This window comes from Blastococcus sp. SYSU DS0828 (genome assembly GCF_054050975.1).
On record NZ_JBJHAK010000009.1, the window covers coordinates 1 to 25906 of the forward strand.

Annotated in this window: 28 protein-coding genes; 10 read left to right on the forward strand and 18 right to left on the reverse strand. The window is 74.0% G+C overall.

Annotated elements, in window-relative coordinates:
* From ACI79Q_RS09195 to rimP, 4 genes are all read right to left on the reverse strand, one after another.
* On the reverse strand, nucleotides 1-298 hold a 298-nt coding region (locus ACI79Q_RS09195; RefSeq protein ID WP_456614583.1), incomplete at its 3' end, for a translation initiation factor IF-2 N-terminal domain-containing protein.
* Between the two features lie 61 nt (nucleotides 299-359).
* On the reverse strand, nucleotides 360-740 hold the full coding sequence (locus ACI79Q_RS09200; protein ID WP_456588760.1) for a YlxR family protein: 381 nt from the start codon (nucleotides 738-740) through the stop codon (nucleotides 360-362).
* A gap of 8 nt (nucleotides 741-748) precedes the next feature.
* Entirely contained in the window at nucleotides 749-1900 is a 1152-nt protein-coding gene (gene nusA / locus ACI79Q_RS09205; protein ID WP_456588761.1) for a transcription termination factor NusA, read from the reverse strand.
* On the reverse strand, nucleotides 1897-2538 hold the full coding sequence (rimP, locus tag ACI79Q_RS09210; protein ID WP_456614584.1) for a ribosome maturation factor RimP: 642 nt from the start codon (nucleotides 2536-2538) through the stop codon (nucleotides 1897-1899). Before rimP ends, nusA begins: the two co-directional genes overlap by 4 nt.
* A gap of 290 nt (nucleotides 2539-2828) precedes the next feature.
* On the opposite strand from rimP, the gene ACI79Q_RS09215 reads away from it, so the two are divergent.
* Nucleotides 2829-3317, forward strand: a complete 489-nt coding sequence (locus tag ACI79Q_RS09215) for a hypothetical protein (protein ID WP_456588763.1) — start codon at nucleotides 2829-2831, stop codon at nucleotides 3315-3317.
* Nucleotides 3318-3329: 12 nt separating this feature from the next.
* Nucleotides 3330-3791, forward strand: a complete 462-nt coding sequence (locus ACI79Q_RS09220) for a ferritin-like domain-containing protein (RefSeq protein ID WP_456588764.1) — start codon at nucleotides 3330-3332, stop codon at nucleotides 3789-3791.
* Nucleotides 3792-3845: 54 nt separating this feature from the next.
* Here ACI79Q_RS09220 and ACI79Q_RS09225 read toward each other — a convergent pair whose 3' ends face one another.
* From ACI79Q_RS09225 to ACI79Q_RS09240, 4 genes are all read right to left on the reverse strand, one after another.
* The gene (locus ACI79Q_RS09225; RefSeq protein WP_456588765.1) at nucleotides 3846-5738 is read right to left on the reverse strand and encodes a penicillin-binding transpeptidase domain-containing protein; all 1893 of its coding nucleotides are present in this window, start codon (nucleotides 5736-5738) and stop codon (nucleotides 3846-3848) included.
* Between the two features lie 30 nt (nucleotides 5739-5768).
* Complete coding sequence (locus ACI79Q_RS09230) at nucleotides 5769-6620, reverse strand: GNAT family N-acetyltransferase (protein ID WP_456588766.1); 852 nt, start codon at nucleotides 6618-6620, stop codon at nucleotides 5769-5771.
* 3 nt (nucleotides 6621-6623) lie between these two features.
* Nucleotides 6624-7784, reverse strand: coding sequence for a flavodoxin-dependent (E)-4-hydroxy-3-methylbut-2-enyl-diphosphate synthase (ispG, locus tag ACI79Q_RS09235; RefSeq protein WP_456588767.1), 1161 nt, complete (start codon nucleotides 7782-7784; stop codon nucleotides 6624-6626).
* Nucleotides 7785-7885: 101 nt separating this feature from the next.
* A complete protein-coding gene (locus ACI79Q_RS09240; protein ID WP_456588768.1) occupies nucleotides 7886-8839 on the reverse strand; it encodes a LysR family transcriptional regulator in 954 nt (317 codons plus the stop codon).
* A 73-nt stretch (nucleotides 8840-8912) separates the two neighbouring features.
* Between ACI79Q_RS09240 and ACI79Q_RS09245 the strand changes: the two genes are divergently transcribed.
* Nucleotides 8913-9818, forward strand: a complete 906-nt coding sequence (locus ACI79Q_RS09245; protein WP_456588769.1) for an EamA family transporter — start codon at nucleotides 8913-8915, stop codon at nucleotides 9816-9818.
* On the opposite strand, the gene ACI79Q_RS09250 is transcribed toward ACI79Q_RS09245, so the two are convergent.
* Together ACI79Q_RS09250 and dxr are read right to left on the reverse strand one after the other, a co-directional pair.
* On the reverse strand, nucleotides 9802-11148 hold the full coding sequence (locus ACI79Q_RS09250) for a M50 family metallopeptidase (protein WP_456614585.1): 1347 nt from the start codon (nucleotides 11146-11148) through the stop codon (nucleotides 9802-9804). The two genes, ACI79Q_RS09245 and ACI79Q_RS09250, sit on opposite strands and share 17 nt — an antisense overlap.
* Before the next feature lie 25 nt (nucleotides 11149-11173).
* Nucleotides 11174-12370, reverse strand: coding sequence for a 1-deoxy-D-xylulose-5-phosphate reductoisomerase (gene dxr / locus ACI79Q_RS09255; protein ID WP_456588771.1), 1197 nt, complete (start codon nucleotides 12368-12370; stop codon nucleotides 11174-11176).
* A gap of 281 nt (nucleotides 12371-12651) precedes the next feature.
* Between dxr and ACI79Q_RS09260 the strand changes: the two genes are divergently transcribed.
* From ACI79Q_RS09260 to ACI79Q_RS09270, 3 genes are all read left to right on the forward strand, one after another.
* Nucleotides 12652-13545 (forward strand): hypothetical protein, encoded by an 894-nt coding sequence (locus tag ACI79Q_RS09260; protein WP_456614586.1) that lies wholly within the window; start codon nucleotides 12652-12654, stop codon nucleotides 13543-13545.
* Nucleotides 13546-13634: 89 nt separating this feature from the next.
* The gene (locus tag ACI79Q_RS09265; protein WP_456613124.1) at nucleotides 13635-14534 is read left to right on the forward strand and encodes an LCP family protein; all 900 of its coding nucleotides are present in this window, start codon (nucleotides 13635-13637) and stop codon (nucleotides 14532-14534) included.
* Nucleotides 14535-14594: 60 nt separating this feature from the next.
* Entirely contained in the window at nucleotides 14595-14897 is a 303-nt protein-coding gene (locus tag ACI79Q_RS09270) for a DUF2631 domain-containing protein (protein WP_456588774.1), read from the forward strand.
* A gap of 52 nt (nucleotides 14898-14949) precedes the next feature.
* Here ACI79Q_RS09270 and ACI79Q_RS09275 read toward each other — a convergent pair whose 3' ends face one another.
* Both ACI79Q_RS09275 and rlmN read right to left on the reverse strand, forming a co-directional pair.
* Nucleotides 14950-15666 (reverse strand): VIT1/CCC1 transporter family protein, encoded by a 717-nt coding sequence (locus ACI79Q_RS09275; RefSeq protein WP_456588775.1) that lies wholly within the window; start codon nucleotides 15664-15666, stop codon nucleotides 14950-14952.
* Nucleotides 15663-16841 carry a 23S rRNA (adenine(2503)-C(2))-methyltransferase RlmN gene (rlmN, locus tag ACI79Q_RS09280; protein ID WP_456613125.1) on the reverse strand — a complete coding sequence of 393 codons (1179 nt, stop codon included), beginning with the start codon at nucleotides 16839-16841 and terminating at the stop codon, nucleotides 15663-15665. The genes ACI79Q_RS09275 and rlmN overlap by 4 nt, the downstream gene beginning before the upstream one ends.
* Nucleotides 16842-16935: 94 nt before the next feature.
* On the opposite strand from rlmN, the gene ACI79Q_RS09285 reads away from it, so the two are divergent.
* Nucleotides 16936-17703 (forward strand): polyphosphate kinase 2 family protein, encoded by a 768-nt coding sequence (locus ACI79Q_RS09285; protein WP_456613126.1) that lies wholly within the window; start codon nucleotides 16936-16938, stop codon nucleotides 17701-17703.
* Nucleotides 17704-17732: 29 nt separating this feature from the next.
* Nucleotides 17733-18590 carry an alpha/beta fold hydrolase gene (locus ACI79Q_RS09290; RefSeq protein ID WP_456588778.1) on the forward strand — a complete coding sequence of 286 codons (858 nt, stop codon included), beginning with the start codon at nucleotides 17733-17735 and terminating at the stop codon, nucleotides 18588-18590.
* Here the strand turns inward: ACI79Q_RS09290 and ACI79Q_RS09295 are convergent.
* Nucleotides 18587-19228, reverse strand: a complete 642-nt coding sequence (locus ACI79Q_RS09295) for a TrmH family RNA methyltransferase (RefSeq protein WP_456599894.1) — start codon at nucleotides 19226-19228, stop codon at nucleotides 18587-18589. The two genes, ACI79Q_RS09290 and ACI79Q_RS09295, sit on opposite strands and share 4 nt — an antisense overlap.
* Before the next feature lie 18 nt (nucleotides 19229-19246).
* Between ACI79Q_RS09295 and ACI79Q_RS09300 the strand changes: the two genes are divergently transcribed.
* On the forward strand, nucleotides 19247-20344 hold the full coding sequence (locus ACI79Q_RS09300; RefSeq protein WP_456614587.1) for a GNAT family N-acetyltransferase: 1098 nt from the start codon (nucleotides 19247-19249) through the stop codon (nucleotides 20342-20344).
* Here ACI79Q_RS09300 and ACI79Q_RS09305 read toward each other — a convergent pair.
* From ACI79Q_RS09305 to rpsB, 5 genes are all read right to left on the reverse strand, one after another.
* Entirely contained in the window at nucleotides 20341-21234 is an 894-nt protein-coding gene (locus ACI79Q_RS09305; protein WP_456599892.1) for a phosphatidate cytidylyltransferase, read from the reverse strand. The genes ACI79Q_RS09300 and ACI79Q_RS09305 overlap by 4 nt on opposite strands.
* 211 nt (nucleotides 21235-21445) lie before the next feature.
* On the reverse strand, nucleotides 21446-22003 hold the full coding sequence (gene frr, locus ACI79Q_RS09310) for a ribosome recycling factor (protein ID WP_456588782.1): 558 nt from the start codon (nucleotides 22001-22003) through the stop codon (nucleotides 21446-21448).
* A 70-nt stretch (nucleotides 22004-22073) separates the two neighbouring features.
* On the reverse strand, nucleotides 22074-22844 hold the full coding sequence (gene pyrH, locus ACI79Q_RS09315) for a UMP kinase (protein ID WP_456588783.1): 771 nt from the start codon (nucleotides 22842-22844) through the stop codon (nucleotides 22074-22076).
* 154 nt (nucleotides 22845-22998) lie between these two features.
* Complete coding sequence (gene tsf, locus ACI79Q_RS09320; protein WP_456588784.1) at nucleotides 22999-23814, reverse strand: translation elongation factor Ts; 816 nt, start codon at nucleotides 23812-23814, stop codon at nucleotides 22999-23001.
* A gap of 93 nt (nucleotides 23815-23907) precedes the next feature.
* The gene (rpsB, locus tag ACI79Q_RS09325; RefSeq protein ID WP_456588785.1) at nucleotides 23908-24846 is read right to left on the reverse strand and encodes a 30S ribosomal protein S2; all 939 of its coding nucleotides are present in this window, start codon (nucleotides 24844-24846) and stop codon (nucleotides 23908-23910) included.
* Nucleotides 24847-25148: 302 nt separating this feature from the next.
* On the opposite strand from rpsB, the gene ACI79Q_RS09330 reads away from it, so the two are divergent.
* The gene (locus ACI79Q_RS09330; RefSeq protein WP_456588786.1) at nucleotides 25149-25739 is read left to right on the forward strand and encodes a hypothetical protein; all 591 of its coding nucleotides are present in this window, start codon (nucleotides 25149-25151) and stop codon (nucleotides 25737-25739) included.
* The last annotated feature ends 167 nt before the right edge of the window (nucleotides 25740-25906 follow it).

A 25906-nucleotide genomic window follows, 5' to 3' on the forward strand; every position in this document is an offset into this window, starting at 1 on the left:
CGCCCGCGCCCCCGCCCCCCACCCCCCCCACCCCCCCGCGGCTGCGCACGCGCGCATCCCCCCCCCCCCCCCCGCCCGCCCCGGGGACCCCCGGCCCCCCCCCCCCCCCCCCCCCCCCCCCCCCCCCCCCCCCGCCCCCCCCGCCGAGCGCCTCGCGGAGCCGTCGGGCCACGGGGGCCTCGACGGTCGAGGACGCGGACTTCACGAACTCGCCCTGCTCCTTGAGCTTGGCGAGCACGGTCTTGCTGTCGACACCGAACTCCTTGGCGAGTTCGTGTACGCGGGCTTTGCCTGGCACGGGTCTCCTCTTGGTGAGGCCGGCGGCTTGCCCGCTCGACCTCGTCGTTAGTGGCGCATGGTCATCGTGAGAACTTCACGGCTGAGTCATCCGACGGTGTCCTGTCGACGTGCGGACCGGCCTGGTGCCGACCCGACTGGGTACTGCTGTCCTCCCCCGACCCGGCCCCGGTGGCCTCCGCGGAGGCACCCAGGACGTGAGCCCGGAGCGGGCCGGCCCCCGGCGGTGTGCTGCATCGCAGCGCCCGCTGGAAGGCCCGGCGTCGCTCCGCTGCGCGCAGGCACTCCGCGGTCGGGTGCAGCGAGGCACCACGACCGGGGAGGCGCCGCCGCGGATCGGGGACGAGGTCCCCGGCCACGACGACGACGCGCAGCAGGTCGGTGACCGACGTCCGCTTCCGGCACCCCACGCAGGTGCGGACCGGAGTCGACGTTTCGGCCATCCTCAACTCTAGCGCGTGGCCGGTCCGCGTTGTTCCGCGCGGCGGGGAGCCGAGCGGGAACCCCCCGCGGGAGCCTGCGATCGGGCCCCGGGCGCCCCGCCACGCCCCCCGCCCGGGTGGGGTGGCAACCCGGACCGCAGCGGCGGGCGGCCTACCCCCGGAGAGGGGGATGCGTCGGCGTCGTCGGCCTGGGCGTCGCTGCGGATGTCGATCCGGCAGCCGGTCAGCCGGGCGGCCAGGCGGGCGTTCTGCCCCTCCTTGCCGATGGCCAGCGACAGCTGGTAGTCGGGGACGACGACGCGCACCGCCTTCGCCTGAGGGTCGACGAGGCGGGCGCTGCTCACCCGGGCCGGGCTGAGCGCCGAGGCGACGAAGTCCGCTGGGTCGTCCGACCAGTCGACGATGTCGATCTTCTCGCCGTGCAGCTCGCTCATCACGTTGCGCACCCGCTGCCCCATGGGGCCGATGCAGGCCCCCTTGGCATTCAGCCCGGGCACCGCGGTGCGGACGGCGATCTTCGAGCGGTGCCCCGCCTCGCGCGCGACGGCGACGATCTCGACGCTGCCGTCGGCGATCTCCGGGACCTCGAGGGCGAACAGCTTGCGGACCAGGTTCGGGTGCGTCCGCGACACCGTCACCTGCGGGCCGCGGAAGGTGCGGGAGACCGCCACCACGTAGGCCTTGATCCGGTTGCCGTGGGTGTAGGTCTCCCCCGGAACCTGCTCGGCGGAGGGGAGCACGGCCTCGACCTTGCCGATGTCGATCATCACGATGCCGCTGGCGTTGCGCCGCTGGTCGGCCTGGACGATGCCGCTGACGATGTCGCCTTCCTTGCCGGCGTACTCGCCGAAGGTCTGCTCGTGTTCGGCGTCGCGCAGCCGCTGGACGATGACCTGCTTGGCGGTGCTGGCCGCGATCCGGCCGAAGTCCGACGGGGTGTCGTCCCACTCGCGCACGACCTCGCCGTCGGCGCCGATCTCCTGGGCGAGGACGGCGACCTCGCCGCTCTTGCGGTCCACGTGCACGCGCACGTGCTTCGCCGCCCCGTCGGCGTGCCGGTAGGCGGTGACCAGGGCCGTCTCGAGCGCCTCGATGACCGTGTCGACCGGGATGCCCTTCTCCCGCTCCACCGCCTTCAGCGCGGTGACATCGATGTTCACTTCTCTCCTCCGTCGTCGTCCGCGAGCCCGGCCTGGTCCAGGTCGTCGAGCTCGGCGGCGTCGTGCTCCGCGGTGTCGTCGGTGATGTCCTCGGGGGTGTCGTCGGGGGAGTCGGCGCGGCCGAACTCGACCTGCACCCGCCCCGCCCCGAGCTCCGCCCACGGCACCTGGCGCGGCTGCGGGGGCCGCTTCTTCGCCCCCGGCTTCCCCTTGGCCTCGACCGCCAGGGTCACGCCGTCGCCGTCCACCGCGGTGATCCGTCCGGTGAGCTGCTCGAGGGCCCCGGCGGGGCCCACCCCCACCACCACCAGCCGACCGGTGTTCCGGCGCCAGTGGCGCGGCTCGGTGAGCGGCCGGTCGACCCCCGGACTGGTCACCTCGAGGACGTAGGGCGTGCGGCCCATCCCGTCGTCGTTGCGGTCGAGCACGTCGGAGACCGCCCGGCTCACCTCGGCGATGTCGTCGAGGGTGACACCGGCGTCGCGGTCGACGACCACGCGGACGACGCTGCGCCGGCCGGCGGGGGTGACGACGAGCTCCTCCAGGTCGTACCCGGCCTCGGTGACGACCGGGCGGATCCAGGCGGTCAGCCGGTCGGTGGCGGGGTCGCTCCGCTGGGTTCCGCGAGAGGCGGACACGCTGGCCTCCTCAGGCTCGGTCGGCGGCACGGTGCCGTGCGCGCAGTTCTGCGGCCCGGCGCCGCGGACCTGCGTCGCTGGCCGGGCCCGGTGTCGAGGGGAAGAGCTCAGGTTACCGCCCACCCCGGGACGGCGGCCCGGCGCGGGGCGACCGGACCGCTCCGGCCGGACCCTGCGCCCACTGGGGCGCACGGGGGCAGGGTGACGCGGTGGACGTCCCGACGACGCGGCGCGCCCGCCCGACCGCGCGACCGGCTGCCGGTGCGGTCGAGCTGCGAGGATGGACGGCGATGTCTGGCACCCCTCGTCCCGGTCGGCGGGCGTTCACCCGTCGGACCCTCCTGGTGGCGTCCGCCGCCGGCGTCGCCGTGGTGGCCGCCGGCTGCACCTCCTCGCCGCCGGTCGAGGAACGCGACACCGTGACCAGCGCGCAGGCCGACGAGCTGGCGGCGCAGGTCGGCGTCCAGGAGACCCTCGTCCGGGCGTACGAGCTGGCCTTCGACGCCGACCCCGCACTCGCCGCTGCCGCCGGGAACCTGGCGACCCAGGCCGGCGAGCAGCTCGACCGCCTCCGCGCGGCCACCCCGGGCAGCAGCCCGTCGGCCACCCCGCCACCGGACACGCCCCCGGCCGGCGAGGGGCAGGCCTGGCTGCGGGCGCAGGTCGCCGTCGCCGCCACCTCCCACGCCGCCGCCGCCCTGGGCCAGACCGGAGGGCGGGCGGCGCTGCTGGGCTCCATCGCCGCGGGACTGCGCGGTCACGAGGCACGACTGGCGTGAGGAAGATCGGCCATGGCTGACGACGAGACCACCGGCCCCTCCCCCGAGGACGACGCCCTGAACGCCGCGCTGGCCGCCGAGCACGCCGCCGTGTGGGGATACGGCGTGGTCGGGGCGGCGCTGGGTGCGGGCGGCCGGGCGGCCGCCGCGACCGCCGAGGCCGGGCACCGCGACGTGCGGGACCAGCTGATCACCCTGCTCGACGGGCGCGGCACGGATCCCGTGCTGCCCGAGGCCGGCTACGCGCTGCCCTTCCCGGTGCTCTCGGCGGTGGACGCCGCCGCCCTCGCCGCGGTGCTGGAGGAGGGCGTCACCGCCGCCTGGGTGCGGGTCCTGGACCGGGCCGAGGAGCGGACCACGCGCACGCTGGCGATGGAGGTGCTCAGCGCCGCGGAGGTGCGGGCGGTCGGCTGGCGGGAGGCTGCGGGCCAGACGCCCGTGACGCGCGCCCTCCCCGGGCTGCCACCCCGGTAGCAGGCCCCCGCCCTCACTCCCCCGGCGCGAGGCGGGATCCGGACGCCGCGACGCTCAGAGTGCGCCGAGGAACGCGTCGGTGACCGCGACCGCGGCGCTGCTGGACTGCCCGCCCTCGACGAGCACGGCGAAGGCGATGTCACCGGCCGGTCCGGCGACCTGGTACCCGGCGAACCAGCCGTGGGAGTCCGGCGGCGTCTTCGTGCCGTACTCCGCGGTGCCGGTCTTGCCGTGGACCTCGCCCCGGTCGGCCAGGGCCTGAGCGGTCCCCGACAGCACGACCGCTCGCATCATCGGCCGCAGCGCGTCGAGGACCGCGGCCGATGGCCCGGCCGGAACCGGCCCCGCCGCCTCGGCGCCGACCACCTCGACCGGCGCCACCGGCGTGCCCCCGGCGACACCGGCCATGACGAGGGCCATTTGGGCCGGGCTCATCAGCACCCGGCCCTGGCCGATCGCGTCGGCCGCCTTGCCCGTGCCCGTGCTGTCACGCGGGACGCTGCCGCCGAAGATGTCGACCGGCAGCTCCCAGTCGGTGCCCACGCCGTAGGCCGCCGCCGCCTCGGCGAGCGCCGGGTCCGGCAGCTCGAGGGCCTGCTGGATGAAGGTCGTGTTGCACGACTGGGCGAAGGCCTCGGTGAAGGGGACGGTGCCCAGGTCGAACTGGTCCTGGTTCTCGAACTCCCGCCCCTCCACCGTGGTCGTGGCCGGGCAGGCGACCGGCGTCTCCGGGGTCAGGCCACCCGCCGTCAGCAGGGCGGTGGCCGTCATCGTCTTCATGCTCGATCCGGGCGGGAACTGGCCGCGCAGGGCGTTGCTCGGGTCCGCCGCCTCGTTCGAGGAGACAGCGAGGATCTCGCCCGTGCCGGGGCGGACGGCCACCAGGTGGGTGGGGCGGGACTCCCCCGCCACGGCGGCGTCGGCGGCGTTCTGGATCTCCGGCACCAGGGGGATTTGCACCGGCTCCCCGGCGACCGGGGCCACCGAGGCGATCTCCCGGCCTGCATCACCGGTCGCCTCGTCGGTGCTGACCACCGACACGGTGAACCCGGGTGTGCCGGTGAGCTGGTCCTGGTACGCCCGCTGCAGCCCGGACAAGCCGAGCTGGTCACCGGCGGCGTACCGCGGCTGCCCGTCCACCGAGGTCTCCTCGATGATCTCCGCGGTCGCCGGCCCCACCCGGCCGAGCAGGGCCGAGGCGAACCGCGCCGTCGGGGCGAGCAGACGGGTCTCGGTGGGGAAGACCGCACCGGGCAGGTCGAACACCTGCGCGCGGATCTCCTCGAAGTCGGGGCGGCGCAGGGAGATCACCGGCACGAACTGACCCTCCGGCGCCGCCTGGACGTCCGCGACGATCTCCTGGGGGTCGATGCCGGTGGCCGCCCCGAGCGCCGACGCCAGCGACGGCAGGTCGATGACGCGGGCCGGGTCGACGCCCACGTTGACCACCTCGGTGGGGGTGAACAGCGGGGCACCGGTCGCATCGGTGATCGGCGCACGATCGGGCAGGGTGCGGTCGAGCTCGAGGTGCTGACCCTCCGCCAGCTCGGGGTGCACCATCGCGGGCTCGGCGACCACCTCCCAGGCGTCGTCGCCCTCCCGCAGCCGCAAGGTGGCCTCGTAGCTCCACTCCGGTGCCGCTGCCAGGTCCCAGGTCGCGGTCCAGCCGACGGTGGCCGAGCCGTCGTCGACGGTCACCTCGCCGACCTCGGTGGCCAGCTCGGCGCCGGGCAGGTCGTCGGCCGTCTGCGCGAGCAGCGCCGCCGCGGCGTCCGGATCGGTGGTCGCGTCGGCCGCCGCAGGGACGTCGCCCGCCGCCCAGTCCTCGAGAAACGCCTGGGCCGCGGCCCGCACGTCGTCCTCGCTGTTGCCCGAGCAGCCGGCCAGCACCGGGCCGGTCAGCACGATCAGAGCGGCCGGGAGAGCGAGACGTCGTCGTGTCGACACGGTCACAGATTGTCAGACGAATGAGACGGCTCAGAAGAGGACGCTCGCGTACTCGCCGACCTCGCGGAACCCCACCCGACGGTAGGACGCGCGGGCCCGGGTGTTGTAGTCGTTGACGTACAGGCTGACGACCGGCGCGATGGCGGCTCGGGCGTACTCGACCACCGCTGCGGTGCAGGCCGTGCCGATCCCCCGGCCGCGCAGGGTCGGCGCGACCCACACGCCCTGCACCTGGCAGGCGGCCCGGCAGACCGCGCCGATCTCCGCCTTGAACAGCACGCGCCCGTCCTCGATCCACGCCAGCGACTGGCCGGCCCGGACCAGCTCGTCGACCCGCGCCCGGTACCCGGCGCCCCCGTCGACCCGGAGCGGGCTGACCCCGACCTCCTCGGTGAACATCGCGACGGCCGCCGGCAGCAGGACCTCGAGCTCGTCCGGGCGCACCGGCCGCACCCGGGGCTCGGGCGCGACGGCGGGCGGGCCGTCGATCGCCAGCAGCGGCTGCCGGGGCCGGTGGTCGCGGGCCGGGCCCCAGGAGGGCTCGAGCAGCTCCCACAGCGGTGCCACGGCGGCCGACGGGCCCACGATCGTGGAGCAGCGGCGCCCGGCCCGGCGGGCCCGCTCGGCGAAGGCGACGGCGGCGGGCCGCTCGGCCCCGGGCCGGGCGAACGGGACGAGGTTGGCGCCGGCCAGGCACACCGCGTCCAGCTCGCGGCCACTGCCGATGCCCCAGAGCGGGGCTCCGAGGGCGGGCGCCGCCGTCCCCGCGACCTCGACCCGTCCCGCGAGCACGCAGGCAGCAACCGGGTCGGTGGCCAGCAGCCGGTGCACCGCCGGCTCGTCGGCCTCGTCGAGGACGCGGGCGCTGGGCGTTCGGAGCACGGGTCAGCTGACGGTGACGACCGGCGGCCCGGAAGGCTCGCCGGCGTCGACGTGCTCCCCGGCGATCCGCATGGCCTCCTCGATGAGGGTCTCGACGATCTGGGACTCCGGCACGGTCTTGACGACCTCCCCCTTGACGAAGATCTGGCCCTTGCCGTTGCCCGACGCCACACCCAGGTCGGCCTCGCGCGCCTCACCCGGACCGTTGACGACGCACCCCATGACGGCGACGCGCAACGGCACCTCCATGCCCTCCAGGCCGGCGGTGACCTCGTTCGCGAGCTTGTAGACGTCGACCTGGGCCCGGCCGCAGGACGGGCAGCTGACGATCTCCAGCCCGCGCTGCTTGAGGTTCAGCGACTCCAGGATCTGGTTGCCGACCTTGACCTCCTCGGCCGGCGGCGCGGAGAGCGAGACGCGGATGGTGTCGCCGATGCCCTGGCTCAGCAGCGCCCCGAAGGCGACGGCGGACTTGATCGTCCCCTGGAAGGCGGGGCCGGCCTCGGTGACGCCCAGGTGCAGCGGGTAGTCGCACTGGGCGGCCAGCAGTTCGTAGGCGCGGACCATGACCACCGGGTCGTTGTGCTTGACCGAGATCTTGATGTCGCGGAAGTCGTGCTCCTCGAACAGCGAGCACTCCCACAGCGCCGACTCGACCAGCGCCTCGGGCGTGGCCTTGCCGTACTTGGCGAGCAGCCGCTTGTCCAGCGACCCGGCGTTCACGCCGATCCGGATCGGGACGCCGGCGCCCTTCGCGGCCTTCGCGATCTCGCCGACCTTGTCGTCGAACTTCTTGATGTTGCCCGGGTTGACGCGGACGGCGGCGCAGCCGGCGTCGATCGCGGCGAACACGTAGCGCGGCTGGAAGTGGATGTCGGCGATCACCGGGATCTGCGACTTCTTCGCGATGATCGGCAGCGCCTCGACGTCGTCGGTGTCGGGCACGGCGACCCGCACGATCTGGCACCCCGACGCGGTGAGCTCGGCGATCTGCTGGAGGGTCGCGTTGATGTCGGCGGTCTTGGTCGTGCACATCGACTGCACGCTGACCGGGTGGTCGCTGCCCACGCCCACGCCACCGACCATCAACTGGCGGGTCTTCCGGCGCGGGGCCAGGACGGGCGGAGGAGCAGCGGGCATGCCGAGGCCCACGGGGATCGCCATGGGGCCAGTATCCCCCGCGGCGCGATCGATGCTGGTGGCGCTGCTGTGACGTCGGTCGGGCTGGACGACGACGACCGCGCGGCGCCGCGCCCGCCGACCGGTCAGGCGCGGCCGGCGTCGCGGTCCCGGTAGGGCTCCGCCTCCGCCACGAGCTCGCCGAGCACCGTCCGCACCGCGCGCCGGGCGGCCTTGTCCGGGCGCGCCAGCGCCTCGACGATCCGCCCGGCGCGGAGGTCGGCCAGGGGCACCAGCGCCAGTCGCCCCTCGGCCCGCTCCCGGGTCGTGTGCCGCGGCAGCAGTGCGATGCCGTGCCCCCGGGCGACCAGCTTCTCCATCAGGGGCAGGTGCGTGGTCCGGCGCACGACGTGCACCGGTCGCCCCGCCCGCGCGGCGATCGCCGTCAGCACCCGGTCGATCGGGAACTCGGCCGGGGGCGCGATCCACTGCTCGCCGATCACGTCGAGCGGGCTCACGCGGGCCCGCCGGGCCAGCGGGTGGTCCAGGGGCAGGGCGACGTCCAGCGGCTCCCGCAGGAGCAGCCGGACCTCGGTACCCGCCCGGTCCGGGGGCACCACGTCGTCGGACCGGTGCGCGACCACGATGTCGTAGCCCGCGGTGAGCGCCGCGAAGCCGTCCTGCGACACGTCCTCGTCATACGTCTCGAGGGCGATCTGCGGAACCGCGGCCAGCCGGTCGAGCAGCCCGGGGACCAGCAGCTCGCCGGCGGAGTGGAAGACCGCGAGGCGGACCGTCCCGCCGGCGCCGCCGCGGTAACCGGCCCAGTCCGCCTCGGCGACGGCCAGCGCGGTGGCGACGCCGGTGGCAATGCCGACCAGCGCCCTGCCGGCGTCGGTCAGGCGGACGCCCCGGCCGAGCCGCTCGACCAGAGGCACGCCCACCCGTCGCTGCAGCACCTTCAGCTGCTGGGACACCGCCGACGGCGTCCGCCCGGTGGAGCGAGCGGCGGCGGTCACCGACCCGTGCTCGGCCAGCTCGCGCAGGAGGAGGAGCTGCGCGGGGTCGACCCGGTCCCACAGGCCCGGGGCGTCGTTCATGTAGTGAACCTACAGGGACCGTTCACGACTTCGTGCTTGTCCTTCATCGAAGCGGAGACGCACGCTTTCTGGCGTGCCTCTCCGCGACCGCCTCCTCGCCTGCCTCGTCGCGGTGTGCTGGGGGTTGAACTTCCCGGCCACCGCCCTGGCGCTCGAGCAGTTCCCGCCGCTGTTCATGGTCGCCCTGCGCTTCGCCCTCGTGGGCCTGCCCGCGGTGCTGCTCATCCCCCGCCCTCCCGTTCCCCTCCGCTGGCTGATCGGGGTGGCGGTGGGCATCGGGATCCTGCAGTTCGCCTTCCTCTACGCCGGGATGGCCGCCGGCATGCCGAGCGGGCTGGCCTCCCTGGTGCTGCAGGCGTCGGCACCCTTCACCGTGCTCATCGCCGGCTTCTGGCTGCACGAGCGACTGTCCGCGCGGCAGCTCGCCGGGGTCGGTATCGCCGTCCTCGGCCTCGCCGCGATCGCGGTCCACCGGGCGCAGACGGCCGCCTGGCTGCCCGTGGTCCTCACCCTCTGCGGCGCGCTGGGCTGGGCGATCGGCAACGTCTGCAGTCGGCGGGCCCAGGCCCCGAACGCCCTGCACCTCACGCTCTGGACGGCGGCGATCCCACCCCTGCCGATGCTGGCCCTGGCGCTGCTCGTCGAGGGACCGGACCGCATCCTGCGTTCGCTGTCGACCGCGGTCACGGCCGAGGCGCTGCCGTCGGTGCTCGGCCTGCTCTACGTCGTCGTGGTGGCGACGCTCATCGGCTACGGCATCTGGAACACGTTGCTGTCGCGCCACCCGTCGAACGTGGTGGCACCGTTCTCCATGCTCGTGCCGGTGGTCGGCGTCCTCGCGTCGTGGCTGGCCTTCGGCGAGATTCTCGACCCGGTGGAGCTCGTCGCCGGCGGGTTCGTGGTGGGCGGCGTCCTGATCGCCTCCCGGCCGGTCCGCCGCACCGCGGCACCGGCCGCGCCGGTCACCCAGCCAGCCTGACCGGGTTGACCACGTCGGCGATGAGCAGCAGCAGGGACAGCCCCAGGAAGAGCCCGGCGACGGCGTAGGCGACCGGCATCAGCCGGGCGATGTCGAAGGGACCCGGGTCGGGCTTGCCACGCAGCCGTGCGACGACCGATCGCGCCTTCTCGTACAGCGCTCCGGCGACGTGCCCGCCGTCGAGCGGGTAGATCGGCAGCAGGTTGAACAGGAACAGCACCAGGTTCAACCCGGCCAGCAGCTGGATGAAGTACCCGATCTTCTGCACCGGGGACAACTGCTCCAGCGCGAAGACCTCGCCGGAGATGCGGCTGACGCCCACGACCCCGATCGGCCCCAGCGGGTCGCGCTCCTCGCCCAGAAAGGCGGCGCGGAACAGCTGCGGCACCCGTTCGGGGATCTCGACCAGCCGGTCGACCGACCGGACCAGGATGTCGCCGAAGTGGCCGGGCACCTCGGCGAAGGACTGGCGCACCTCTCGCTGGAGGGGGCTGATCCCGACGAACCCGACGGTCTGGGTCGTCTCGCCGTCCTCGTCGGCGTAGACGAGGTTCTGGATCGGGGTGACGGTGAGGTCCACGCGTTCCCCGTCGCGCTCGACGGTGAAGACGACCGGCTCACCCGCATTGGCCCGGATCGTCTCCTGCACCTGCTCCCAGCCGACGTCGGTCTCCCGGGGAACCGGCTCCCCGTTCAGGGCGACCACCGTGTCACCGGGCTGGAGCCCGGCCCGGACGGCGGGGCTGCGCGGCGGCAGGGAGCAGTCGGCCGCCCCGGCCTCGCAGCGTTCCCCCGCCGGCGTGATCGGGATGGAGCAGGGGTCCTCGGCCGTGGCGGTGGCAGCGCCCGCCGGCAGGACGCACTCGGGCACCTGGCGGATCGTCGTGGTGATCTCCGGGATGCCGAAGCCGACCAGCACGACCGTGAAGAGGACGACGGCGAGCACCAGGTTGTGGAAGGGGCCGGCGAACATGACGATGACCCGCTGCCACCACGGCTTCTTCCAGAAGACGCGGTCGCCGTCCGTGGGCCGCACGTCGTTGAGCGCCTGCCCCCGCACCTCGGCGATGAAGCTGCGCATGCGGGTGGCCCGCTTGCTCTCGCCCTCCTCGGCCGGCGGGATCATGCCGACGATGCGGATGTAGCCCCCCAGCGGGATGGCCTTGACGCCGTACTCGGTCTCGCCGCGGCGCCGGGAGAACACGGTGGGGCCGAAGCCCACCATGAACTGCGGCACCCGCATGCCGAACTTCCGCGCCCACCAGAAGTGGCCCGCCTCGTGGAAGGCGATGGAGAACATCAGGCCGAGGGCGAACAGGACGATCCCCACGACCGTCAGCAGGATCCCGCTCAGCTCAGCCTCCGGCGATGACGCCCCGGGCGTGCTCCCGGGCCCACTTCTCCGCCGCCAGCACGTCCTCGACGCAGGTGGGGGCGCCGAGGTCCGGCGCGGCGTCGAGGGTACGCGCGACGAGCTGGACGATTCCTGGGAACGAGAGGCGACCCGCCGTGAAGGCGGCGACGGCCTCCTCGTTCGCGGCGTTGTACATGGCGGGCACCACTCCGCCGGCCTCTCCCGCCGCGCGGGCCAGCCGCACGGCGGGGAACGCCTGCTCGTCCAGCGGGAAGAACTCCCAGGTGCTCGCGGTCGACCAGTCCAGCGGCGGCTGCACGTCGGGCAGGCGGTCGGGCCAGGCCAGCCCCAGGGCGATCGGCAACCGCATGTCCGGCGGGCTGGCCTGCGCGATCGTGGCGCCGTCGGCGAACGTGACCATCGAGTGGACGATCGACTGCGGGTGCACGACGACGTCGATGTCGGCGTAGGGGACGCCGAAGAGCAGGTGCGCCTCGATCAGCTCCAGTCCCTTGTTGACCAGGGTCGCCGAGTTGATCGTCACGACGGGGCCCATCGCCCACGTCGGGTGGGCCAGCGCATCCGCCACCGTGACCTCGGCGAGCTCGGCGGCAGTGCGGCCCCGGAACGGTCCCCCGCTGGCGGTGAGCACCAGCCGGGCGACCTCGGCGCGCGAGCCGCCACGCAGGCACTGGGCGAGGGCGGAGTGCTCGGAGTCGACCGGCACCAGCTGACCGGGGGCGGCCGCCGCGAGGACCAGGTCGCCACCGGCGACGAGCGACTCCTTGTTGGCCAGGGCGACGGTGCGCCCGGCCCGCAACGCCGACAGCGTCGGCCCCAGCCCGATCGAGCCGGTGATCCCGTTGAGGACGACGTCGGCCGGGCGGGTCGCCAGCTCCTCGGCGGCGCGCGGGCCGGCGAGGATCTCGGGCAGCGCGAACTCCCCCTTGGCCCAGCCGCGCTGCTGCGCCGCGGCGTAGAAGGCCAGCTGGAGGTCCTGGGCGGCGGTGGCCCGCGCGACGGCGACGGTGCGCACGCCCAGCGCCAGCGCCTGCTCGGCGAGCCGCCCGACGTCTCCTCCTCCTGCCGCCAGGCCGGTGATGCGGAGCCGGTCGGGGTTCTGCGCGGCGACGGCCAGCGCCTGCCGGCCGATGGATCCCGTGGAGCCGAGGACTGTGACCTCGCGCGGCTGGCTCATGCGGGCATCCTGCCAACCACGGGCGCCGATGGCGCCGGCGACGGGGGGATCGGGCGGGGGCGCCACTGCTGCGCACGGTGACACCCCACCAACAAGCCCCGATTGCTTGGCAGGACATGCCATAGCGCGAACCGTCCGCTCCGCGCCCATGGTGCGATCTGGCCGAGCGATGCGAATTTTCGCGGCGTGTCGTGGGCGATTGGCTACATCTGATTCCTCTGCGTGCCGATACTCATCTCGACGGCTCGGGAGTCCGGGCCCCTGACACATCGGAGCCCTCCATGTCGCACCGCACCACGAAGCGCGTCGCCGCCACCACCGGCTTCGCCGTCGCCACCGTCTCCCTCGGTCTGGCCTTCGCCCCGACCGCGCTCGCCGCGGACCTCCCCGCCTTGGCCGCCCCCAGCACCGTGGTCGCCGGCTCGACGTTCACGATCAGCGGCACCGGCTGCACCACGCAGGACGCCGACTACGAGCCGATCGTCGCCATCACCACCGACAGCACCTCCACGAACCCCGACGAGGTGCTGTTCGGCGCGGAGCCCGACGCCAAGGGTGCCTGGGCCGCCGAGGTCTTCTTCCCGGCCGGCGACCGCGGCGACCACCTGATCGAGGCCGTCTGCCTGACCTCCTACGACGGCCAGGACAAGGACCTCTTCTACCCGCTCGTCGAGATCACCGTGACCGCGCCGTCCACCAAGACCCCGGTGACGACTCCCCCCACGGTCGCGCCGAAGGGCGAGATCCGCGGCACCTCGGCGAACACCCCCGGCGTCGGCCCGGCGACGAGCACCGCCGCCAAGAGCGCCGCGCCCGGCCAGAAGATCGTCAAGGTCATCAAGGGGTTCAAGCCCGGCGAGAAGGTCACGCTGACCATGCACTCGACCCCGACCACGATCGGCACCTTCACCGCCGACGGCGACGGCGTCGTCACCGCGGAGTTCACCCTCGCCGAGGGCACCGCCGCGGGCACCCACACCCTCGTGTACGAGGGTGACCAGGGCACCTACTTCCAGGAGACCCTGGAGGTGGCGGCCGCCACCACCAGCACCGACAGCCTGGCCTACACCGGCGCCAGCGTCGGCCTGCCGCTGGCCCTCGGCGCCGGCCTGCTCGTCGCCGGTGGCGGTGCGCTGGTCGTCTCCCGTCGCCGCGCGGGGGCCTCGCAGGCCTGAGCATGACTTCATCGCACGACCCGGACGCCGGCCAGGAAACCCCTGGCCGGCGTCCGGCGCGTTCCGAACCGCCCAGGTACCGACTGCCGGTGGTGCTGGTGGCGCTGCTCGTCCTCCTCGGGCTGGTGGCCGCCGACGTCGTTCTCGTGTCGACGCGGATCGACTCCGTGGCGGTCGACCTCGCGGGCGGTTCCGGTGACGCCGACGGGCGGACGTGGGTCATCGTCGGCCTGGACTCCCGCGAGCGGCTCCCCGCGGGTGCCGACCCGCGCGACTTCGGCACCGTGGAGGCGGTGCCGGGCAGCCGGGCGGACGTCGTCCTGGTCGTGCACCAGACCGACACCGGGACCACTGCGTGGTCGGTGCCGCGCGACCTGCTCGTCCGTCACGGCCGCACCGCCAACCGGCTCGCCCTGAGCTGGCTGGACGGGCCGCAGGCCACCGTCGACGCGCTGTGCGGCCTCGGCATCCCCACTGACCACCTGCTGACCGTCGACCTCGCCGGCTTCGCCGAGGTGGTCGACGCCGCCGGGGGGCTGCACGTGGAGGTTCCCGAGCCGGTGCGCGACCCCGCCGCGGGGTTGCTGCTCGAGACGGCGGGTCGCACGCACGTCGACGGGGCGACCGCGCTCGCGCTCGTGCGCTCGCGCCATCCGGAGCACCTGGTCGATGGCGCCTGGGTCCCCGCACCCGTCGACCCGGACGGACGGGCGAGCGCGGCCGGCGACATCCTCGCCGCGCTTGCCACCCAGGTGCAGGCGTCGGGTGTGCAGCCCTGGCGGCTGCAGTCTGTGGCGTGGGCCGTCTCCGGCGCCCTGGCCGTGGACGGCGAGACCTCCGTGGTCGACCTGCTCGACCTGGCCCTCGCCGACGTCCGCGACGTGCGCGTGCTGCCCGTCGGCGACCCGGTGGGCTCCGGCCTGGCCCGCCTCCCGACGGCCGGCACCGCCGCCGCGCTGGCCGGGACCGGGCTCACCTGCGACGGCTGACGACCCGCCGAGAAGCCACCTCGGGGCGTGCGCGGGACCGGCTCCTGCCAGAATGGCGGGGTGACCGAGGCATTGCACTCCCCGTCGACCCAGCGGGTCAACCAGCCCGGCCGTGAAGAGGCCGTCGTCCGCGCCGGCGAGCACCCCGTGGAGCACGAGCAGCCCGAGGACTGGGGCTGGCACGGCGAGACCGGGAAGTGGGGCCAGATCGGCGGCTGGATCGCGACCGCGGTGATCCTGCTCTACCTGGTGGGCAACCACGAGGGCCGGGTGGAGGACCTCTGGCTGATCGGCCTCGCCGCCGTCATGGCGACGGTCCTCATCTGGGACATCCGCCGCAAGAAGACCGCCTGGCGCCGCTAGTTCCTTCGTCCGGGACGCCGCCACGGCGTCCCGGACGGCGAACGGCGCCGGCTCAAGTGACCGCGACGCCGATCGCCGCACCGATCAGGTAGGTGACGCCCGCCGCGGCGGCGCCGAACAGCAGTTGGCGCAGGCCCGCGTACCACCAGGGCCGTGGGGTGAAGCGCGAGGACAGCGCACCGGCCAGCAGCAGACCCAGACCCCCGCTGAGCAGAGCCACCCACAGGACCGGGGCCCCCAGGAAGTACGGCAGCAGCGGCAGCACGGCGCCCGTCGCGAAGGTCAGGAACGACGAGACCGCCGCCACCCGTGGGGAGGGGCGCTCCTCCGGGTTGACGCCCAGCTCGGCCAGCACGTGCAGCCGCAGGGCGATCTCCGGATCGGCCGACAGCTGCACGGCGACCTGCCGGGCCAGCCGCGCGTCCACCCCGCGGTCCTGCAGCATCGCGGTCAGCTCCGCGAGCTCGCCGGCGGGGTTGCGGGTGAGCTCCCGCCGCTCCTTCTCGATCTCGAGGTCCAGCTGCTCGTTCTGCGTCTTGACCGAGGTGTACTCGCCCAGCGCCATCGAGACCGCGCCGGCGACCAGGCTCGCCACGCCGGCCAGGACGATCGCGCGCGGTGCGGCGCCGCCCCCGCCGACCCCGGCGACCAGGGCCGTGTTGGTGACCAGGCCGTCCATGGCGCCGAACACCGCGGCCCGGAGCCAGCCGCCCGAGACGTCGCCGTGGGTGTGCTCGTGGGCCTCGGCGTCGGGCAGCGCCGTGCTCACTCCTGGTCGGCCTCGGCGCCCAGCGGCACCGGCTCCTCGACGGCCGGGACAGGGATCGCGACGGCCGGCACTCCCTCGACCCGGTCGGCGGCGGCGAGCTGACCGCAGGCGCCATCGATGTCCTGGCCCCGGGTGTCGCGCACGGTGGTCGCGACACCGGCCGCCCGCAGCCGGGCGACGAACTCCCGCTGCGCGGGCAGCGGGCTGGCGTCCCAGGGGCTGCCCGGCGTCGGGTTCAGCGGGATGAGGTTGACGTGCGCGAGCTTCCCGGCCAGCAGCTTCCCGAGGAGGTCGGCGCGGAACGGCTGGTCGTTGACGTCGCGGATGAGCGCGTACTCCACCGAGTAGCGCCGGCCGGTCTTCCGCGCGTAGGCGTCGGCGGCGTCGATGACCTCGCCGACCTTCCAGCGGGTGTTGATCGGCACCAGGGTGTCGCGCAGCTCGTCGTCGGGGGCGTGCAGGCTGACCGCGAGGGTGACGTTGCGCCCCTCCTCGGTGAGCCGGCGGATCGCCGGCACCAGGCCGACGGTCGAGACGGTGACCGACCGCTGCGAGAGGCCCAGTCCGTAAGGGGCGGTGCCGAGCAGCGCGTCGAGGGTCTTGCGCACCCGGGCGTAGTTGGCCAGCGGCTCCCCCATGCCCATGAACACCACGTTGGACAGCCGCCCGGGCCCACCGGCGACCTCCCCGTTGGCCATGTCCGCGGCGGCCGCAACCGCCTGTCCGATGATCTCGGCCGCGGAGAGGTTGCGGGTGAGCCCGGCCTGGCCGGTGGCGCAGAACGGGCAGGCCATGCCGCAGCCGGCCTGGCTGGAGATGCAGACGGTGGCGCGGTCGGGATACCGCATGAGGACGCTCTCCACGAGCGCCCCGTCGTGCAGCCGCCAGAGCGTCTTGCGGGTGCGACCGTTGTCCGCGGTCTGGTGGCGGACGACGGTCAGCAGCCCGGGCAGCAGGGCCTCGCGCAGCGACTCGCGGGCGGCGGCCGGGATGTCGGTCATCAGTGCGGTGTCGGTGACCCCGCGGTAGAAGTGCCGGGCGAGCTGGTCGGCCCGGAACGCCGGCTGGCCGAGCTCGGCCACCGCCGCGCGGGCCTCCTCGCGGGTGAGATCGGCGAGGTGGCGCGGCGGCTTGCCGCGGCGGGGGGCATCGAAGACCAGGGGCAGGGCAGTCATAACCACTCCATGGTCCCACTCCCCCGGGCCACCGGGGCCGGTCCGGAGACCGAACTCACGCGAGCGGGGTGAATCCCTGGCAGGGTCTGGGGCCATGAGCCGGCTGGACGACGTCGACCTGAGCCTCTCCCTGGACAAGAAGGAGGGGACGAAACAGCTGGCCGCGGCGCAGGAGCGCCTGGTCCATCTGCGCCTGCTGCTGGGCGGGCAGATCGGGCCGGGTGAGCTCGGCCCGCCGCTGCTGGTGCTGTTCGAGGGCTGGGACGCCTCGGGCAAGGGCGGCGCGATCCAGCGGCTGGTCGGCGAGCTCGACCCCCGGCACGTCCGGGTGGCGCAGTTCGCCGCTCCCACGAACGACGAGAAGCGGCACCACTTCCTGTGGCGGTTCTGGCCGGTCCTGCCCGGCTGGGGCGGCATGGCCGTGCTCGACCGCTCCTGGTACGGCCGGGTGCTGGTCGAGCGGGTGGAGGGCTTCGCCACGGAGGAGGCGTGGCGCCGGGCCTACCAGGAGATCGTCGACCTGGAGACCTCGCTGGCCGCCGAGGGCACCGTGCTGGTCAAGTTCTGGATGCACGTCTCCCCCGAGGAGCAGCTCCACCGCTTCGAGTCCCGTCGCACGAACCCCTACAAGGCGTGGAAGCTCACCGACGAGGACTGGCGCAACCGGGAGAAGCGCGGCGAGTACGAGGCGGCGGTCGAGGAGATGCTCGACCGCACCGACACCCCGGTGGCCCCGTGGCACGTCATCCCGGCCGACGACAAGCGGTGGGCGCGCGTGGCCGTCGTTCGCACCGTGTGCGAGGCCGTCGAGTCGGCGCTGCACGCCCGCGGCATCGACCCCGATCCCCCGCTGCACCGATGAGTTCCGGTCGGCGCGCCGGTCGGAAGGGCATGACCACCACGCTGTCGCTGCCCGTACCGGGCGCCACCCTCGTCTACGACGTCCGCGGCCCCCTCCCGGCCGAGGACGGACAGCCGCCGCTGCTGATGATCGGCCAGCCGATGGACGCGAGCGGGTTCGGCACGCTCGCCGGCCTCTTCCCCGAAAGGACCGTGGTCACCGTGGACCCGCGGGGCCTGGGCCGCAGCACGCGCACCGACGGGCGCACCGATCACGATCCCGCCCGTCAGGCCGAGGATCTCCACCTGCTCGTCGAGGCCCTCGGCGCCGGTCCGGTCGACGTCTTCGCCAGCAGCGGCGGCGCGGTGACCGCGCTCGCCTGGGTGGCCGAGCACCCCGGCGACGTGCGCACCCTGGTCGCGCACGAACCCCCGATCCTGTCGGTCCTGCCCGACGCCGAGCAGGCCTTCGCCGCCGAACGGCAGGTGCAGCTCACCTACGACAAGAGCGGCTGGGGTGCGGGCATGGCCGCGTTCATCGCGCTCACCTCGTGGCAGGGCGAGTTCACCGACGAAATCGCCGCCCCCGACCCGGCCGTCTTCGGGCTGCCTGCCGAGGACGACGGATCGCGTACCGACCCCCTGCTCTCGGGCGCCTCCAACGCGGTCACCGCCTTCCGGCCGGACGCCGAGGCGCTCCGGTCCGCGGCCAGCCGGGTGGTGATCGCCGCCGGGACCGAGTCCCAGGGAACGGTCACCTGGCGTACCGCCGAGGCGACCGCACGGCTCCTCGGCTCCGAGCTGGCCGTCTTCCCGAGCCACCACGGCGGGTTCATGGGCGGCGAGTTCGGCCAGCCCGGCCAGCCAGAGGAGTTCGCGGCGCGGCTGCGGGAGGTCCTCGCGGGCTAAGCGGGACCGGCGTGCTGCCGGATCCACGCGTGCATGGCGATCCCGGCGGCGACGCCCGCGTTGATCGAGCGGGTCGAGCCGAACTGGGCGATCGAGACGGTGAGCGCCGCGCCGCCGCGCGCCTCCTCGGTGAGCCCCGGCCCCTCCTGGCCGAACAGCAGAACGCAGCGCTCGGGCAGCTCGGTGGTCTCGAGCGGGACCGCGCCGGGCCCGTTGTCGACGGCGACGACGGTGAGTCCCCGCTCGGCGGCGAACCCCAGCAGCCCGCCGACGTCGGCGTGGTGGCGGAGGCGCTGGTAGCGGTCGGTGACCATCGCCCCGCGCCGGTTCCACCGCCGTCGGCCCACCACGTGCACCTCGGCCGCGAGGAAGGCGTTGGCGGTGCGCACCACCGTTCCGATGTTCAGGTCGTGGCCGAAGTTCTCGATGGCGACGTGGAAGGGGTGCCGGCGCCGGTCGAGGTCGGCCACGATCGCCTCGACCGTCCAGTAGCGGTAGCGGTCCACGACGTTGCGCCGGTCGCCCTCGGCGAGCAGCTGCGGGTCGTAGCGGGAATCGTCCGGCCACGGCCCCGCCCACGGGCCGACGCCGACGGTCGTCCCCCAGTCGGTGGGGCCGGGCAGTTCGTCGTCGTGCACCCAGGGAGGATCGCAGGGGTGAGCACCGACGTCCTCCTGCACCTCCTGGAGCCGGCGCGGTGGCGCGCCGCCCTGCGGCAGGGGTCGATCCAGCCCGGCCCGGGCGGATTCGTCCACCTGTCGACGCCCGACCAGGTGCACCTGCCCGCGCAGCGGTTGTTCCCCGGGCGACGCGACCTCGTCCTGCTGGTCGTCGACCCGGCTCGGCTGACCGTCCCCGTGCGGTTCGAGCCGGGTCGACCCGCGGATCCGGCCGACATGCTCTTCCCGCACCTCTTCGGCGCCCTGCCGACGTCGGCTGTCGTCGCCGTCGTCCCGTACCGGCCGCCCGCCGCGCCGGTGCTGCCTCGGCCGGACGACGCGCTCGGAAGAGCGCTGGCCCTCTACCTGTCCATGACGGTGCGGCGGGCCGTGGAGGTGCGCGACGTACCGGGCGGGGTGGCCGTCACCGATCGCCGGTTCCCGCACTCCCGGGCGCACAACAGGCTCCTCCTCTCCGAGGCGACCGACGCCGGCACCGTCATCGGGCTCTCGGCCGCCGTGGCCGCCGACGCCGGCTGGCCGCACCTGGCGGCGACGCTGCGGTGGGCGGGCGCCGGCGACGTGGCCGGCGACCTGGCCGCCCGGGGGTGGGACGTCGAGGAGCTGCTGCTGATGGCCCGGCCGGCCGGTCGGCTCCCCGGCGGCGAGCGGGTCGAGGTGGTCGCCCAGGAGGAGGTCCACGACCTGTGGCGTCGCTCGTGGCGGGAGGGCGAGGCGGCCCCACCGCAGCTCCTCGACGAGGTCGTGAGCCAGCTGGTCGGTCGCGAGCACCTCAACGACGAGGTCGTCCGCGTGCACGACGTCGTCGTCCGCGAGAGCGACGCCGTGGTCGCGGCCGGTCAGCTCTACGTCGACGGCGCCACCGCGGCCGTCGAGTCGGTGCTGACCGACACCGCCGCGCGCGGACGGGGACATGCGGACGCGGTGCTCGCCCGAGCCCTAGGCGTCGCCGTCGATGCCGGCTGCGACCTGGTGGTGCTCGAGGCGGCGGCGGACGACTGGCCGCGGCACTGGTACGCCCGCCGCGGGTTCACCGAGCTGGGGTCGACCTGGGCGGTCGACCGGCCTGCCTAGACCGGCGCGAGCACCGTCAGCAGCACGTAGGCGACGGCTGCGGACGGCAGCAGCGAGTCCAGCCGGTCCATGATCCCGCCGTGGCCGGGCAGCAGGTCGCCCATGTCCTTGATGCCGAGATCGCGCTTGATGAGCGACTCGGCGAGGTCACCCACGGTCGCGGAGACGGCGATCGCGGCGCCGAAGACCAGCCCGCCCCACCAGGGGGCGCCCAGGCCGAGGACCAGGATCGGCGTCGCCACGAGCATGCAGGTGAGCACCGAGCCCGCCATGCCCTCCCACGACTTCTTGGGGCTGATCGACGGCGCCATCGGGTGCTTGCCGAGCATCACCCCGGCGGCGTAACCACCGACGTCGCTGGCCACCACCGTGGCGATGAAGGCGATCACCCGCAGGGCCCCGTCGACGGGCACCAGGAGCAGCACGGCGAAGCCGGCCAGCAGTGGCACGTAGAGCGCGACCAGCACCCCGGCGGCCGCGTCCCTCCGGTAGCCGACCGGCCCGCCTGCCAGCCGCCACAGCAAGACCGCCAGCGCGGTGAGGAAGAAGCCGGCCAGCAGGCCGGTCGGGCCGCGCGTCCAGGCGAGGGCCTCCATGGCGAAGGCCCCCACGAGCAGCGGGACCAGCGGGGCGGAGAACCCGCCCTTGCCCAGGGCCCGGGTGATCTCGACGACGGCGACGAGGATCGCCGCGACGAGCACGCCCAGGAACGCCGGCCGCCAGAGGAGCAGCGACAGCAGGACGAGCGCGACCAGGCTCACCCCGACGCCGATGGCCGCGCGCAGGTTCCGCCCGGCCCGGCTCACCGGCTGCTCCGTGGTGGGGAGCTGCGCGACCTCCTCGGGCAGGGGCAGAGCCGTGGAGGTGGGGACGTCATCGGGCTCGGCCACCTCGCTGTCGTCCGGGACCGGGACCGGCTGGCGCGGCGGGAGCGGCGGCAGCGGACGCGAGGCCGCGATCGGGACCGGCCCGGTGTCGCCGTCCCGACGGCGCTCGCCCGACATCGGGCCGCCGCGCCGCGGGAACGGCTGACCCCCCGGGCGCAGGGCACCCGGGCGGTCGGCGGAGGGAGACGACATGGTCGTGCGGCGGCCGGCGAGGTCAGACCTCGAGCAGCTCGCTCTCCTTGTTCTTCATCGCCTCGTCGACCTGCGCCACGTGCTGCTCGGTGAGGTGGTCGAGCTCCTTCTCGGCGCGGCGCACCTCGTCCTCACCGGCCTCGCCGTCCTTGGCGATGCGGTCGAGCTCGTCCTTGGCCCGGCGCCGGATGTTCCGGATCGCCACCTTGGCATCCTCGCCCTTGGCGCGGGCCTGCTTCACCAGGTCGCGGCGCCGCTCCTCGGTCAGCTGGGGGAACACCACCCGCAGGATCTGGCCGTCGTTGGTCGGGTTGACGCCCAGGTCGCTGTCGCGGATGGCCTTCTCGATGGCCGTCAGCTGGCTCATGTCGTAGGGCTTGATGACCGCCATGCGCGCCTCGGGCACGGTGATCGACGCCATCTGCGGCACCGGCGTGTAGGCGCCGTAGTAGTCGACCATGATCTTGTTGAACATCGAGGGGGCGGCCCGGCCGGTGCGCACCGACCCCAGGTCCTCCCGTGCCACCGAGAGGGCCTTGTCCATCCGCTCCTCGGCGTCGAGCAGGGTGTCGTCGATCACGGGGTGTCCCTCCTGCGGCGGTTGTCGTCCCGCCGGCGTCCTCGTCTGTGCGCGATCGGTGCGGCCGGCGTCAGGCCGGCTGGCTGATCAGCGTGCCGATCCTCTCACCTGCGGTGGCGCGGGCGATGTTGCCGTCGCGCAGCAGGTCGAACACCACGATCGGCATCTTGTTGTCCATGCAGAGGCTGATCGCCGTCGCATCCGCCACCTTCAGCTGCTTGGCCAGCACCGTCGCGTAGTCCAGGTCCTGGTACATGACGGCGTCCGGGTTGGTGCGCGGGTCGTCGTCGTAGACGCCGTCGACGCCGTTCTTGCCCATGAGCAGGACCTGGCACTCGATCTCCAGCGCCCGCTGCGCGGCGACGGTGTCGGTGGAGAAGTAGGGCATCCCGGCGCCGGCGCCGAAGATGACCAGCCGCCCCTTCTCCAGGTGCCGGATGGCCTTGCGCGGAATGTAGGGCTCGGCGACCTGGCCCATGGTGATCGCGGACTGCACCCGGGTCTCCAGGCCCGCCTTCTCGCAGAAGTCCTGCAGCGCGAGGCAGTTCATGACCGTGCCGAGCATGCCCATGTAGTCGGCCTTGGTGCGGTCCATGCCGGCCTGGGACAGCTCCGCGCCACGGAAGAAGTTGCCGCCACCCATCACGACGGCGACCTGCGTGCCCCGCGAGACGACCTCGGCGAGCTGCTCCGCGATGCCCCGCACGATGTCGGCGTCGACGCCGACCTTGCCGCCGCCGAAGGACTCACCGGAGAGCTTGAGCAGCACCCGCTGGTAGCCGCTGCCGTCGGCCGGCTGGAAGGCGGTGGGGGCGGAGAGCGGCGCGGTGGTGTCGGTCAACGAATCATCCCTGGAGTGGTCGATGGGTGCTGTCGGTGGTGTGTGATCCTGCCGCATCCCGCTGCCCGGCTCCTGCCGAGCGGGGGGCGTCCGCACAGACGACCGGCCCCGTCCCACGAGGGGAACGGGGCCGGTCATCGGTACCGGGTGCGGCTCAGGCCTGGCCGACCTCGAAGCGCGCGAAGCGCTCGACGGTCAGGCCGGCCTCGTCGACGATCTGCTTGACCGTGCGCTTGGGCTCGGTGATCGACGGCTGCTCGAGGAGGACGAAGTCCTTGTAGTAGGCGTTGACCCGACCCTCGACGATCTTGGAGATCGCCTGCTCGGGCTTGCCCTCCTCCTTGGCGGTCTGCTCGGCCACGCGGCGCTCGGTCTCGACCGCCTCGGCCGGGACCTCGTCGCGGCTGAGGTAGCGCGGCCGCGCGGCGGCGATGTGCATCGCCAGGCTGCGGGCGGCGTCCTCGCTGCCACCGGAGTACTGCACGGCGACACCGATGGCCGGGGGCAGGTCGGTGGCCCGCTTGTGCAGGTAGACGGCGGTGGTGCCGTCGAAGGCGACGAAGCGCGAGAGGACCAGCTTCTCGCCGATGCGGGCGGACTCGCCCTCGACGAGCTTCTCGACGGTCTGCCCGTCGGCCTCGGTGCTCAGCAGCGCCGCGGCGTCGGCCGCCTTGTTCTCGAGGCCGATCGCGAGCAGCCGCTCGGCGAGGGCGACGAAGTCGGCGTTCTTCGCGACGAAGTCGGTCTCGCAGTCGAGCTCGAGCAGGGCGCCGTCCTTGCTGACGACGATGCCGTTGGTGGTCGAGCGCTCCAGGCGCTTGCCGACGTCCTTGGCACCCTTGACCCGGAGCAGCTCGACGGCCTTGTCGTACTCGCCGTCGGCCTCGGTCAGGGCCTTCTTGGCGTCCATCATGCCGGCGCCGGTGGCGTCGCGGAGACGCTTGACGTCGGCAGCGGTGAAGGCAGGCATGTCTCTTCCCTCTGGTCGGGTGGTGCGTGCTGTGGAACGGCCGTGCGGCGGCGCCGCCCTCCCGCCGATCAGCGGGAGGACGGCGCCGGACCGTCAGACGGCGTTGGTCTCCTTGCCACCGGTGGTGGCGGGGACGTCCTCGACCGGGGCGACCTCGCCGACGGTGACGTCGGCCGGCTGCGCCGGGGTCTCCGGCAGCGGGGTGGCGGTGGCGTCGGCGTCGGCCGGCGCGGCAGCGGCGTCGCCACCGCCGGTGAGCAGCTCGCGCTCCCAGTCGGCCAGCGGCTCGCCGGCGCCGACGGCCGGCTCGCCGCCGTCCTCACGACCGGCGTTGGCCTGCGCGGCCGACCGGGCCATGAGCCCCTCGGCGACGGCGTCGGCGATGACCCGGGTCAGCACCGTGATGCTGCGGATCGCGTCGTCGTTGCCCGGGATCTTGTAGTCGACCTCGTCGGGGTCGCAGTTGGTGTCCAGGATCGCGACGACCGGGATGTTGAGCTTGCGCGCCTCGCCGACGGCGATGTGCTCCTTCTTGGTGTCCACGATCCAGATGGCGCTGGGCACCTTCTGCATGTCGCGGATACCGCCGAGGCTGCGCTCGAGCTTGGCCTTCTCGCGGCTGAGGACCAGCTGCTCCTTCTTGGAGAGGCTGACCAGCACGCCGGTCTGCTCCTGGTCCTCGAGCTCCTTGAGGCGCTGGAGGCGCTTGTGCACGGTCTGGAAGTTGGTGAGCATGCCGCCCAGCCAGCGCTGGTTCACGTAGGGCATGCCGACGCGCGTCGCCTGCTCGGCGACGACTTCCTGCGCCTGGCGCTTGGTGCCGACGAAGAGGATCGAGCCACCGTGCGCGACCGTCTGCTTGACGAACTCGTAGGCGTTGTCGATGTACCCGAGCGTCTGCTGCAGGTCGATGATGTAGATGCCGTTGCGCTCGGTGAAGATGAAGCGCTTCATCTTCGGGTTCCAGCGACGGGTCTGGTGCCCGAAGTGCACGCCGCTGTCGAGCAGCTGCTTCATGCTGACGACTGCCATATCGCAGCCCTTCTGCTCCGCGCGCGACCGAGGCCGCACGCATTCCGGTTGTCGCGGGCACCGGGTGGTGCACCGCCCTGGCGCCCTGCGGCACCACTCACCCGGCTGGGCCGGGACCGAGGTGGCGACTGCCCCGCCGATCGGCGGGAAGAGGACGCGCGAAGTCGACCCGCTCGCACGGGCCGCACCGGTCAGCATACCCGTCCACAGGCGCTGCTCGTCCGCCGGTCGGAAAGCCGCCGGCATGCCACGCTGCCCCTCCGGAACCGGCCCGTCCCGCCGGTCGACGAGGAGGTTCACCCATGAGCGTTGCGCCGGACAGCACGGAGCGCAGCCCCCGGTCCCAGACGCGGCTGCAGCGAGCCGTCCGGCTCGTGATCCTCGGGGTGCTGCCCACCGTCGTGGCCGCCTCGATCCTGGACGACCGACTGGCCCGCCCGCTCGCCCACCTCATGCCCTCGGCCACCAGCGAGGCGCTGGGTGCCGCGGTGCTCCCGCTGCTCGTCGCCCTCGCCACCGTGGCCGGGGAGCAGCGGCGGGCGCGGGGCGCCCCCTATCCCCCGTGGCTGACCGGCCTGATCTGCGGCTTCGTCCTCGCGATGCTGCTGCTGGCGCCGCCGCCGGGCCGCGGTGGCACGGGGAACTCGGTCGTGCACGACACCGTGCCGGTCTTCGTCACGGGCACGTGGGTGGGCTACGCGGCGCTGGCCGCCGGCTGGTTGGTGACCATGCAGCTGCGCAGCGCACGCGAGGAACGGGACTTCCGGCGGGGCCGGCTCGACCTCGCGCTCCCGCCCGCCCCGCCCGACGGCCGGGACGCGATCCTGCTCGGCCTCGCCGTGGCGTACGCGGTGCCCGTCGGCGTGCTCGTGGCGGTCCTCGCCGTCGGGTAGCGCGGCGGTGGCTGCCCCACCCGCCGTCCACAGCGCCGACAGGCGTCCACAGGCGACGCCGGGCGCCCTCCACCGGACCGCGGGGCGGCCAGCATCGAGGGGTGTCCTACCGCGCCGCGCCCTTCGCCGCCTTGCTCCTCGGTCTGGTGACGCTGGCCGGAGGCGTC